The 13094-nt window shown below is 39.6% G+C and carries 6 protein-coding genes and 2 pseudogenes; 5 read left to right on the plus strand and 3 right to left on the minus strand.

Annotated features, from left to right (window positions below):
• The first annotated feature begins 16 nt into the window (after nucleotides 1–16).
• Together shc and IRB79_RS17595 are read left to right on the plus strand one after the other, a co-directional pair.
• A complete protein-coding gene (gene shc, locus IRB79_RS17590; RefSeq protein ID WP_243503728.1) occupies nucleotides 17–1891 on the plus strand; it encodes a squalene--hopene cyclase in 1875 nt (624 codons plus the stop codon).
• 580 nt (nucleotides 1892–2471) lie between these two features.
• Complete coding sequence (locus tag IRB79_RS17595; RefSeq protein ID WP_243509516.1) at nucleotides 2472–2588, plus strand: HAD family hydrolase; 117 nt, start codon at nucleotides 2472–2474, stop codon at nucleotides 2586–2588.
• 457 nt (nucleotides 2589–3045) lie between these two features.
• On the opposite strand, the gene IRB79_RS17600 is transcribed toward IRB79_RS17595, so the two are convergent.
• The gene (locus IRB79_RS17600; RefSeq protein WP_243503729.1) at nucleotides 3046–3393 is read right to left on the minus strand and encodes a BsuPI-related putative proteinase inhibitor; all 348 of its coding nucleotides are present in this window, start codon (nucleotides 3391–3393) and stop codon (nucleotides 3046–3048) included.
• A 532-nt stretch (nucleotides 3394–3925) separates the two neighbouring features.
• Here IRB79_RS17600 and IRB79_RS17605 point away from each other — a divergent pair.
• Nucleotides 3926–7654, plus strand: coding sequence for a S8 family peptidase (locus IRB79_RS17605; RefSeq protein WP_243503730.1), 3729 nt, complete (start codon nucleotides 3926–3928; stop codon nucleotides 7652–7654).
• An 874-nt stretch (nucleotides 7655–8528) separates the two neighbouring features.
• The gene (locus IRB79_RS17615) at nucleotides 8529–9308 is read left to right on the plus strand and encodes an alpha/beta fold hydrolase (protein ID WP_243503731.1); all 780 of its coding nucleotides are present in this window, start codon (nucleotides 8529–8531) and stop codon (nucleotides 9306–9308) included.
• 330 nt (nucleotides 9309–9638) lie between these two features.
• Here IRB79_RS17615 and IRB79_RS17620 read toward each other — a convergent pair.
• Nucleotides 9639–10091: pseudogene (locus IRB79_RS17620) on the minus strand (ferritin family protein); the annotation flags it as partial.
• 290 nt (nucleotides 10092–10381) lie between these two features.
• On the opposite strand from IRB79_RS17620, the gene IRB79_RS17625 reads away from it, so the two are divergent.
• Entirely contained in the window at nucleotides 10382–11188 is an 807-nt protein-coding gene (locus tag IRB79_RS17625; RefSeq protein WP_243503733.1) for a cupin domain-containing protein, read from the plus strand.
• Between the two features lie 618 nt (nucleotides 11189–11806).
• Here the strand turns inward: IRB79_RS17625 and IRB79_RS17630 are convergent.
• Nucleotides 11807–13080, minus strand: a pseudogene (locus tag IRB79_RS17630) (IS110 family transposase).
• Nucleotides 13081–13094: the final 14 nt, after the last annotated feature.

Below are 13094 nucleotides of genomic sequence, written 5' to 3' on the forward strand. Positions count from 1 at the left end.
GAGGAATGTGCATGAAATGACTGATACAGTTTCCGGCATTAACGATCTCATCACCCTATTAAGAAAAGACCAGTCACATGATGGTTCCTGGAATTATCCATTTGAAACTGGTATTTCAACAGATGCTTATATGATCATTTTATTAAGGACACTGGAGATACATGATGAAAAATTAATACAGGGGCTGGCAGCAAGGATCATAAGCAAGCAAGAGGAAAATGGCGCCTGGAAGATTTTTGAGGATGAAAAGGATGGAAATGCCACCTCCACTCTGGAGGCCTATTACGGGCTTCTTTATTCAGGCTATATTCAGAAGGAAGATCCCAGGATGAAAGCTGCCAGGAAATTTATACTGGAGCATGGCGGAATGGAGAGCGTAAATGTTTTTACAAAAATTATGCTTTCCTCTACGGGACAATATCCATGGCCTGACTCCTTTCCGGTTCCCGTGGAGATTATGCTTCTTCCTCTTTCCTTCCCCTTTAACTTTTATCAGTTTTCCGTGTATGGGCGTGTGAATCTGGCTCCGATTTTGATTCTGGCAGAGAAAAAGTTCAGCATCAAAACGAAAAATAGCCCTGACCTTTCAGATCTACTATTAACAAGGTCAGGAGTAGTCCCATGGGATATCCAGCCAGAATACCGGTCATTATTATCATTCATCAAAGAAGGCGTTGAAGATCTTTTAGGACTGTCTGAACAGTTTCACTCATTGGCTATGGAACGGGCAAAAAAATATATGCTCGAGCGGATTGAACCGGATGGAACATTCTATAGTTATTTCAGCTCAACCTTTTTAATGATATTTGCGCTCTTGTCTCTTGGCTATTCCAAGGATGATCACATTATAAAAAAGGCGGTCGCAGGACTGAAATCGCTCAGGACTGATATTGCCGGCCTCCCCCATATCCAGTACGCTAACGCCAGTGTCTGGAATACTTCCCTGATTAATACCGCTCTTCAATTGGCCGGCCTTTCGCCAGAAGATCCTGCTGTAAAGAAAGCAAAAACCTATTTGCTGAAGCGGCAGCATGATCAGTTTGGGGATTGGGTCATCCATAATCCGAATGCTTTGCCGGGCGGATGGGGCTTTTCCGACGTAAACACCCGCAATCCCGATGTAGACGATACAACTGCTTCGTTAAGAGCGATAGCCAGAAGTGTTCAGGATAGTTCAGTCAATCAGGAAGCCTGGGATCGGGGCATTCAGTGGCTATTATCTATGCAGAATGAGGATGGCGGATGGCCTTCTTTTGAGAGGAACACCGGGAATCCATGGCTCGGCTTCCTTCCGATTGAAAAGGGTGAATATATGTTTGGAGATCCAACCTCTGCCGACCTGACCGGGAGGACTCTGGAGTTTTTGGGGAATTATACAAATCTGCCTGTTGCTGACCCTTTGTATAAAAACGCGGTAAACTGGTTGTTGGACAATCAGGAACAAGATGGCGCCTGGTATGGCAGATGGGGTATTTGCTATCTTTATGGCACGTGGGCGGCAGTAACAGGGCTTATCGCGTCTGGCCTTTCAAGAGACCATCCTTCCATTCAAAAAGCAACTGACTGGCTGAAGGGAATTCAAAATGAGGATGGCGGCTGGGGGGAATCATGCCTGAGCGACAGCGAAAAATCATATGTTCCTTTGAATGCAAGTACCATAACAGACACGGCATGGGCACTGGATGCTTTAATTGCAGCCGAGGACCAGCCAACAGATGCAATCCAAAAAGGAATTCATTACCTGGCCCATTCAATCGATAAAGAAGATTGGACAACAGCCTATCCAAAAGGGCAGGCCATGGCAGGAAGCTTTTACATCCATTATCATAGCTATCGGTATATCTTTCCTCTTATGGCTTTGGCCCAATATCATAGGAAGTTCGGTCAATGATATACCGCAGAGGAAGATTTAGCCCTGCCTTCTTTTAGTTTTTCAGGCAAAAAAAGGCGCCTGCCTAATAACATAAAGGGTTCCGTTTTGAGGTGCTTTTCAAAAAAACTGCACCGAAATGACAGCCCATTTTTACAACGTAAATGGCATATAAAAAAGCAAAACTCGCTCTAAAATGGCGAGTTTGCTTTGTAATAAATTACCCGTTCTTATTGAACTAAAGCAGCCGTTCGTATTATAAGGTCAACTAGAAATGAAAATATTTCTGGTTGATACTTCATAGGCATAGGGGGTAGTAAATTGATGTTTCTTTATATTTAGTAGTTCATACTCACCTGCAAAACAGCTACCAATATAAAAAAAATCCTCTGTATATTCTTCATCATTATTCGGTATTTCTACATTACAACCAATGTAGGAAGCCAAACTCATTTCGACTCACGGAGAAAAAAAGACTTATAATCCACTAACCAATCACTTACATAAATTGGTGAATGAGTCGAATTAGTCCAAATGAAATCACAGCCATTGGGGACGGCTCCATATAGAGATGCTTCGTCATGTCGGTACTGGCGTGGCTATGGGGAACGCCAGCGATAGGGTTAAGGCAGCAGCTGATTTTGTTACTGGGCACCACGAAAATGATGGATTAACTGAGTTTATAGAACGCTATCTTCTTAAATCATATGCGATTTAGAGTATATTTATAAAAAAATGACAGGTTTCATTCATACCTGTCATTTTTTTAATAGCAATATTTATTTAATAGAGTCCAGTTTAGCTTCTCCTTCTAACGGGAAATATTCAGGGATCCATAACGGCATTTTCAGTCAATGGCTATTTAATGATCCTTCCTTAAACGAAAATTTGTTTCTTCTTAAGATGATGTTTAAGACTTTCCATCAGCATATCTTCTTTTATAATTTTTTTGTTAAGTATCCTAACTTCATCAACCATTAATAGCCTCATATCTTCTACAATGTATTTTGCTAAAAGCCATATATAAACACCCCTATTCTTCATATTTTGCATACAAAAATACAGGGTAATCTCACTTGTCTAAATTTCCTGAAGATATTTTTTGCAGTAACGGCTCCTCCGTTTAAAGCTATCTATACCTATCATACTCAGCCACAAAGCTTCCAGTTCTTCCGCTATTGAACGTTAAATCTTTGGCTTTGCACAAACTGATTTCCCTCTTGTGCCACTAGCCATATCGTAAAGGTGTATTCACCTTTATTTAAAGATGGTAGCTTTACATCAAATGACAGCGACTCACCTGGCAAAATCCTGATTTCTTTTAATACTTGCAAAAAGAACTTTCCATCAGAATATCGGTATACCCTTCCCAATTCTCGGCTGGAAATTTCAAATTCATATAATTGGCTCGTATTAAAATGCAGAATTGCTACTTCACTTCCTTCATTTTTTATTTCATAGGTAAAAATTAGATTTTCATCGTCCGATTCATTTAGAATAAGTGAAGGTCTTAAATTTTTCATAGTTTGCCCATCCTTTACATTTCGTATTTGGGATTTAATTTTCATATATGTTTCTTATTCTATGACTTTTGTTTCTTTAACATTTGATTGCTTTATCGATAAGTTATTATTTATAAGTATATTATGTTTATTATTACCTCTAGTTTTCAAAGTTGGGGCCTAATTTTAAAAACCCCAAATCTCCCGCGTGTTTATAGTAGTTTTGATGGATTTATCAGCAAAATTCAAGTGAAATCCAGAGATCCATTCATTCTTAGTAGTTCTTTAGAACCTCAAAATAACCCCAATTGCTAATCCTTTTTGTGAGCTTTACAATTTTACTAACCTCTTAGTCTAACCATCCTTATCGAAAAATCCTTCCACATATTTTTCAAGATCCTAAGAAAAAGTCTTCTATTCTATTACCCTTTGAAAGAGGTGATGATACTTCGTAATCCATTAAAAACTATTTGAGCTACATACCATCTTCATTTTTTCATCAAGATTCTCTTCTTTGCAGTCTATAAAAATTTGGTGGAATAGGAGAATGTCAATGAAAAAGCTAACTAAGAAAACTCTTTTAGCTGGTTCTTTAGCTACTATTATGCTTTCAGGGTCTATTTTTCAAGTAAATGCACTTGGAGCACCTGCGAATGAAACAGGCTTGGAAAAGTCAAGTACAGCAATTAGTAACAATATCACAGATAATCATGAAATTACGCTTATTACTGGTGATGTAGTGAAGGTTTCTACTCTTGATAACGGAAAATATATCATTAACGTAGATCCAGCTGAAGAGAATGGCGAAGGTGTCAGGGTGATGACCATTGGAGAGGATACATTTGTTTTCCCGAACTCTGCCATGCCGTACCTTGCTGCTGGAAAACTAGATCAGGACTTATTCAATATTACAAAATTGAGGGAATATGGCTATGATGACAAGAATTTAGCATCGTTACCTGTTATCGTAGAATACGAAGAGTCAAAGGCTAGAACCTTCTCCAAAGCCGTTGCTCCAAAAGGATCGAAAAAAGTTCGCGAATTAGAAAGCATTAATGGTGCTGCACTTTCAGCAGAGAAAAAACAGGCGGATACATTCTGGGAGGATGTCACCGTGGAAAGCACCAGTAATGAACCTGAAAAAGCCTCTCTCTTTAAGTATGGTGTAGAAAAAATCTGGCTAGATGGACGTGTTGAAGCATCACTGGATAAAAGCGTTCCGCAAATTGAGGCTGATACAGCATGGGAAGCTGGCTATACAGGTAAAGGTGTAAAGGTGGCCGTACTTGATACTGGAATTGATGCTGTGCACCCTGACATAGTCAATCAAATAGATGAAGCAGTTAGCTTTGTTCCAGATGAAGATGTGAAAGACGTCAATGGACATGGTACCCATGTTGCCTCCACTGTGCTTGGAACAGGTGCAGCTGATAGTAAATACAAGGGCGTTGCTCCTGATGCGCGTTTACTTGTAGGGAAAGTATTGAGTAATCAAGGATTTGGACAAGACTCCTGGATTATCGATGGGATGGAATGGGCATCCGAGAATGCGAAGATTGTTAACATGAGTCTTGGAAGCAGTGAGCCAAGTGATGGGACAGACCCTATGGCTCAGGCAGTAAATAGGCTTAGCGAAGAAAAAGGTACACTATTTGTTATCGCAGCAGGAAATAGCGGAGGAGAAGGCACGATTGGTTCTCCTGGGGCGGCAGATTCTGCGTTAACAGTTGGAGCTGTTGATAAATCTGATCAGCTTGCTTACTTCTCTTCTAAAGGACCACGCTATGGAGATATGGCCGTAAAACCTGATTTATCAGCTCCTGGTGTGGGAATTGTGGCTGCACGCTCTCAATATTCTTCTGGCAGCGGATCATACAAAAGTTTAAATGGAACATCTATGGCTACACCTCATGTGGCCGGTGCTGCTGCTATCCTAGCACAAAAGCATCCAGAATGGGATGGAGATACCATAAAACAAGCCCTGATGAATACGACAAAGAAGCTTGATGCTTACCAGCCTTTTCATGTAGGAACTGGACGAGTGAACGTTGCTGCTGCTTTGAACACACAGTTGCGGGCAACTGGTTCGATCTCATTCGGCTTCTTCAAATGGCCACATGATCAATCAGCTCCTGTAGAAAAAGGCGTTACGTATACAAATGATAGTGAACAAGATATCACTCTAGAGCTGGAAGCGACATTTACGAATGCCCAAGGTACAGAAGCTCCAGCCGGGTTGCTGACCCTTTCTGAAAAAACAATCACAGTTCCAGCGGGAGGAAGTGCAGACGTAAAAGTGAAGCTCGATTCAAAATTGGGCGAAACTGGATCCCGTTATCAAGGTTATTTAACAGCTAAGGTAAATGGAGAAACAGCTGTACGGACTACAATGGGAATGGTTAAGGAAGATGAAAGATATCCGCTCACATTAAAGGCAACAGACCGTGACGGTACTCCAGGACTGGCATATGTAGTGTTATTCAGTGAGAATATGGAACCTTGGGTTTATGCTGTTAATGGATCCTTGGAGCTTCGCCTGCCACCAGGCACTTATTCCGCAATGTCCCTTATGGATGTGGATGTCGACACTGACCACGCTGGTGTAGCCCTTGTTGGAGATCCAGAAGTGAAATTGAATGGCCCACAAACAGTCGAGCTCGATGCAAGGAAAGCAAATGAAATATCCGCAGAAGTACCTAAGGAAGTAGAAGCGAACTACCGCAGAATAGAATATTATCGTACCCTTGGTGACCAGAAACTGAACAGTGGTTATTTGTTGCCGGTATGGGTTGATAAGATGTATGCAGTCCCAACAGAAGAAGTTGAAACTGGATATTTTGAGCAGCTCACTCGCTGGCGACTTGCAAAGCCATATCTGACGATTAAATTTAACGGCATGGAACTGGATGATATTCCATTAGCTGGAGGTACATTGTTAGATGGAAAGTATAACATATCCACCGTTTATGCAGGCAAGGGTAGTTCCACTGACTTTGGAGCATTGGATGTGCAAGATAAAGCCGTCGTTGTCGAGCGAAATGATGAAGTGACTCCTTCCGAACAAGCTACTGCTGCTGCAGCTGCCGGGGCAAAATTACTAATCATCGTCAACAATGAAGATAAAGAATTTAGTGTCTATGCAGGTACAGCAGATTACACAGACAACCCAATAGCAGTTGCTGCTGTCAGCAAAAAGGAAGGAGCAAAGCTAGTTCAAGCTGCAAGTTCAGGAAATGTTATGCTTCAGGTTGAGGGAAATGTCAATTCTCCTTATGTTTATGACCTAGTAGATGCCCATAAAGGATCGATCCCGACCGATCTGACCTATGCACCAAAGAATAAGGATTTAGCTACCATCGATAGTCGCTACAATTCACATGTCCAAGCAGCAGGTGGAGAGTTCCGATATGACTTGCGTCCGCATACATTTGGAGCTGTAGGTTTCATGTACAAAATAAACTATCCTTCTGCTCGAACTGAATATGTGTCAGCAACAGAGGATTCACGATGGTATCACCAGGCAAATGTGCTTGATGCAACATGGCAAATTCGTCAGCCATTGGCTACTTATTCAAAAGGGCAAAAATTAAAAGAAAACTGGTTCTCTCCTGTCGTCCGACCAAGCTTGGGTGAAGGCTATTGGGCTCCAAAACGTCAAGGCAGTGGCCTTCAAATTAACGTCCCTGCATGGGCTGATGCCGGAAAAGGAAACACCGGTGGTACAGAATATGATGTATCTGTACAAAATCAGTCGTCGAAATTGTACCTGAGTGATACCCTGCTGAAAGAAGGAAAAGGACAGGCGCTAGCTGCATATACTGGCATACCAAAAGAACGTACACAATTCCGCTATGTTACGGATGCAAAACGTGATGAAAATCGCTGGAATACGTCGGTCCGCACGCATACTGAATGGACCTTCTGGACGGAAGAATTACAAGATGCTTGGCAATATAATCTTCCATTCCTTACTCTGGATTACCAAGTGGATACAGATGTAAATGGAAATGCTAAAGTAAATGTCCCTACTAGCCTTAGCCTATCGGTAGGAAAAGTTAAGGATGCAATAGGTTATGGAAAGGTGGAAGGTGCCACATTAGAAGTATCATTCGATGAAGGTATTTCATGGAAAAAAGTGAAACTAACACAAAGCGGAGACAATTTTGAGGCAACAATCGAAAACCCTATAAATGCAAAATCGGTTTCTCTCAAAGCAAGTGCTTGGGATGATGAAGGGAACAAAATCACTCAAGAAATCATTAAAGCTTACGGACTGAAATAATTCGCTAAAAAAGATGCTCGCTTTTAAAGGGGCATCTTTTTTAATATAAGAGTGCCCATTTTTCTACACCCCACAGTGCAACTTGCCAAACCTCGGTGAACTGTGAATGCTGAAGGCGGGGGTCACTCTTTTCTGGTCGAACCCAGAACCTCCAAATAGTGCTGATTGTACATAATGCCTAGGATATTCCCAAAATTTAAATCAATTCCTTTAATTCATAAAAAGAATCATTTATTGCATCATTTACAATCTTGCCTTCTCCTGATTGTCTTGGTGCTGGTAGTATTAGTCTTTCAGTTTCAATGTGTAAGGGTATGTCTAATAACAATTAATTCATTTCCATTTCTTTCATTTTTTTTTCTGAAAATAACCTTCCCTTTAGTTTGATAAAGATCTTTACTTAAATTCACTGGAACATGGCGATCTAATTCATCATGTATCATGTCTTTATTGGTAATAATTCAACAGGGGATGTCAGCCTATAACGTTCCGTCACTTCATCAGGGGATCCACCTATTAGTGCAGCTACATGACTTTTCATTCTATTTTGTTCAAGGATTTCCCACATCAACTGTATGGTCGTCTAATGTTTCTTTCTACACCAGCAATAATATTTACCTTTAACCCCCATACCTCTCCGCAATTAGTGATATATACCCTTCCTTTGTAGAAATAGTTTTTGATACTATACGAAATGCTCCTTCATATCCTTTTCCCGTTTTACTTACCCGGATCATATGCATTTTTTGTAAAAAAGTAAGGAAAAATATTTATTGTGTCCTTCAGTAACCTTTGTCATGACGGTTTAAACCTTTCCTGATCAGACAAATTGGCTAAAAAATTTAATATTAATAAGTAATTGAGGTGACAGTACATGCCAATGATCAATATGAACAGTGCCAGCCTATATTATACTGTAAAAGGAAGCGGAACTCCGATTGTTTTTATCCACCCGCCTGTATTGACTTCAGTAAACTTCAAATATCAATTAGAAGAACTTTCAAAAAATTTTCAGATAATTACTTTTGATATACGCGGACACGGAAAAAGCCCACACTCCCCTGAACCAATAACCTATCCACTGATTATTGAGGATATCATTCGACTATTGGACCACCTTAATATAAATAAAGCGTTTTTATGCGGATATTCTACGGGCGGTTCTATTGTTTTAGAATTCATGCTGACGTTTCCTGAAAGAGCTTTAGGGGGAATTTCAATTGGGGCAATGCCCGATGTAAATGACGATTACTTGAGAAAGAAGATTTCTTTAGGAATCAAGCTTTCAAGCAAAGGGGCTATTAACTTATTAGCCTGGTCCATCTCCTGGAATAATTCAAATAATATAAAGCTGTTTAAAAATATGTTTTCAGAAGCAAAAAAAGGGGATTACCGCAACATTGAGCAATATTACCGCTATAGTCTAAAATACAATTGTATCAATCAGCTTAATGAGATTAATTTGCCTATCTTATTGGTTTATGGCAAGAAGGATAAGCCCTTTCATTCCTATGCAAGGCAATTGCATGAGAAACTGCCCCAAAACGAATTGCACTTTATCGAGAATGTTGACCACCGTATCCCAACCAAGGCTGCAAAAGAACTTAACCGGCTAATTTTTCAATTTGTAACAAAGACGCTTTCCTTATATTAGAAAAACGCCCTTTAATGGAATAACTTAAATATGCTCTCCACCCTAAAGCCATTTAATTTTATTAAACGAATTGTCAAATGAAAGGGAGAAACATTAAAAACAGGACTGTTTAGATATTGTTTTTAGCTTTAGAAATAAGTTGAGGGTCGAGGCTTTTTCTATTGAGGACCTCCTTTTCAAGTTCACCATTTCCCTTAAGATTATTTATAAACATATTCTATGGGCAAAATACGGTTTCCTTCTTTCACTAATATGCCCGTTAGTCGAATAAGAAAACCGCATCACGCTGTCCCAGTAATACACCCGCACGTTTTTGTAAAATCGTTACTGCTATATTTCTCTAACATAATTTCGCGCTACGCCTCTTTCGAATGCATCCAAATGGTTCATTGATGCATTTCTTAACTGTGTAAATACTGTTCTTACATCTGTTGGAAGAATTAAAGAAAGAAATTTATTATACATACTTATATTCTCTATCTCCCCTTGTACTCCAAAAGCAAAAGCGTTTTTTATTGTTTCTGGGGCAGTAACAAACATTCTTGAAATATCTTCTGGAATAGGTACTTGATATCGTTGAAAAAGAGGGAGTAACGCACTAATATGCCTTAATTCAGCTTCTTGGATTCGGGCAAATGTACGTATATAACCAAAGGTTAAAAGAATATTATTATACCTAGCCTGAGCAAGAAATTCGTCTTGTAAAGCATAAGTTAGCATCTGAGACAAGGTTAGTGTTGGGGCATTCAAAGCCCCTTTGGCTCCATAGTCGTTAACATTTTGTCTTTCTAATGATTGTTGCAAATTATGATAAGGGGGTTGATTATGGGAGTAATAATTTTTCGCATACATTGATTGTATCTTCACCTCTTAAATTATTTTCCTGCTTCTGAGTAGCTGTTTTAGCTCATCGTGCTCCTAATTCAAAGTTATTCTCTTATTAGGGTATATATAAGGAATCGAAATGTACCTTGGATACTCGAAGAGGCCTATTAACATTAATAAGTACATTCCTCTTATACCGTACATAAGATAATTTATTAATAATAAATAATATGAAGGGATTGAGGAAAGTGTACTATGTGCCATATACGTATCAATATCCTTATTATGCAAATGCACCATCGCATACTTACGGAAATCCAACTGGTTATGGGGCTCTTTCTAATGATTTGGCATTCCGTTCTTATCGGTCATTTTATGGTGATTGCAGAAACGTATTAAAAGATTATGGAGCAAACCCATTTGTTATAAATATCAATGAGGCAGCCAAACAAAACAACACATATCGTACTGCACTATGGACAGGAAATCATTTGCAAGTTACATTAATGAGTCTTAATGTTGGTGAAGATATCGGATTGGAAATTCACCCTGATGTGGATCAATTCTTACGTGTTGAACAAGGTCAGGGGATTGTACAAATGGGAAAAAGTAAAGATAATTTAAGTTTCCAATGGAGAATCTTCGATGACTCTGCTATTATGATACCGGCTGGAATGTGGCACAATGTCACAAATACAGGAAATATTCCGTTGAAACTATACTCCATATATGCCCCGCCAAACCATCCATTTGGTACAGTTCATAAAACGAAGGCAGATGCAATGGCAATCGAAGAAGATTTGGCTAATGGAAATGGGAAAACAGTAACTTTCGGAAAGACTCCAGATGAATGGGTAAGACATACGGAGTTTTTGGTAAAAGAAGGCTTGGAGGACGTTAAAAGAGGAATAAATATGACACACATTCTTCAAGAGTTTATTCTAATGGGAGTTCTTGTAGGGAAGGGGTATTCTCCTGAAAAAGCATATGAAACAGTAGAAGAATGGGAACGTACAGGAGAATCCAAACTTCTTCAGGAAAGCAAAAATATGTAGAGCAACCGTAATTCAAAATCAGATGTTTTTGTTGAATAATGATATATTATTTCCTGCCTGCATTAAAAACTCGTCAGTCGTGACGAGTTTTTTTGTGTTACTTTGCGACATTTATATTGTCAAGTCGTGTGTCAATTTAGCTTCAAATATTAAAAATGCACCTTAAATAGAACCTTTATGGCAAATACATCTTTTTTCCTTGTTCAACTCCCTCAGTTTAATACGGTTTACTCACGAATGCTCGCTTATTCGCAGGATTTCATCCTCCATGGATATATATTTCTAAATTGAAAAGAGTAGATTCTGGACAAATGGCTACGTGAAGACATAGTTAAATAGAGGAGTAGGATAATACTCCAAATTCTACCATATGATGCACTTCTCCACGCCAGCCCTTGGAGGCTTTCCCTCCCATGTCTCAACGGGTCAATTGCCCTCTCATTCCTTCGTCATGCCTATCCAAGGGGTGGAGGCCAGTTATGCTAACCTGATGGGTCAGTGCCCTTTTGTTGAACAAACCTGATACTCCGTACATATTTGAAATCCTGCGAATAAGCCAACACTCGACCTTTAAAAATATAAGGGGTAATGATTCTCTTCGAAAAAAAGTGAATTGAACTACGCTGCCAACTCAGTTAACGGCTGGACCTTCTTGGCACAATAAGCTTCGTTTTTTCGCGCTATCCCTACAAAGATCCTAGCTAACTTCCCGATCAGCTTCATTATAGATTTCATTTTTTTCATTTTCTTGACCTTAACATTATTCGAGTGGAGGGCTTTAAATTCCGGGTTGTTCATTACCAGACTCATAGTAGCTAAATAGAGGAAACGTCTTAACCTTGATCTTCCACGCTTTGAAATGATAATTTGCCCTTTCCACTTCCCTGAACTGGCTTCGGCTAGATGGAGTCCTGCATGGCGAAGTAAAGAGTTGCCGTGTGAAAAACCACTTAAATCTCCTGCTTCCCCTAAAATACCAGCTAACGAAATTTCACTAATTCCCTTAATCATAAGTAACTTATTCGCGAAAGGAATTTTAGGTAGTTCATCCTTAATTGCCAGCTCAACTCTTTCAAGTTGTTGAATCGCAAGGTTATACTCTTCAGTAATTGTTCAAGATGAAATTTATAAGCTTCTAATGCTTGCCTTGTACCAACTGATTTCCTGGCTACATTGAGGAGTAAATAGGCTTTCTTTAATCCAGGCTGTCGCTTCATCAGTAACTTCCACCCGGCCACGATCTCTTCAGGCTTCATGGAACCCAGTTCCATCGGAGATGGGAAAAGCCGAAGTGTTGCGATGGCCCCTTTAGCAGTGATGTCTTTAAATACTTGCCTAAGCTCGGGGAAGACAATATCCACCCAGCGATTCAATTGATTAATCGAGCTTACAAGCCTCTTAACAATGACATCCCGATTTGACATGAGCACCCTGAGCTTTTCAAACGACTCAGAAGTATTCCTCACAAAGGCATAGTAACCGTTCTTCACCATATCGGCTGTTACAAGAGCGTCTTTTTTATCACTCTTTGATTGGGTATTATCACGGTTTTCTTTATTTCTTTTCACCAAATGAGGGTTAACTGTCACTACCTCAATATCTTGTTTCATCAGCCATTTAGAAAGGTTAATCCAATAATGACCGGTAGGTTCCATACCAACTATGGCAGCCTCAAGTTTATGTAATCTTTTAATGCTATTAATCCAGATTAACAGGGACGAAAATCCCTCTTCGTTGTTTGGAAAAGTGATTGGATCTCCTACTACAATCCCACGGAAATTCACTGCTCTGGCTACGTGAAATTGTTGTGCAATATCCACACCAACCACAAGATGTTTATCAGTAATTCTTTCTATTAGTTGATTTTGTTTGTCCTGCATTTTAAACTTCATAGTAAGGGTTCCTC

Source organism: Cytobacillus oceanisediminis (assembly GCF_022811925.1).
In the GTDB taxonomy this organism is placed as follows: Bacteria; Bacillota; Bacilli; order Bacillales; family Cytobacillaceae; genus Cytobacillus; species Cytobacillus oceanisediminis_D.

Excerpts from the sequence above, each read along its gene's own strand:
- shc (WP_243503728.1), top strand. The coding sequence starts at position 17 with ATGACTGATACAGTTTCCGGCATTAACGATCTCATCACCCTATTAAGA.
- IRB79_RS17595 (WP_243509516.1), top strand. The coding sequence starts at position 2,472 with ATGGGGAACGCCAGCGATAGGGTTAAGGCAGCAGCTGATTTTGTTACT.
- IRB79_RS17600 (WP_243503729.1), bottom strand. The coding sequence starts at position 3,393 with ATGAAAAATTTAAGACCTTCACTTATTCTAAATGAATCGGACGATGAA.
- IRB79_RS17605 (WP_243503730.1), top strand. The coding sequence starts at position 3,926 with ATGAAAAAGCTAACTAAGAAAACTCTTTTAGCTGGTTCTTTAGCTACT.
- IRB79_RS17615 (WP_243503731.1), top strand. The coding sequence starts at position 8,529 with ATGCCAATGATCAATATGAACAGTGCCAGCCTATATTATACTGTAAAA.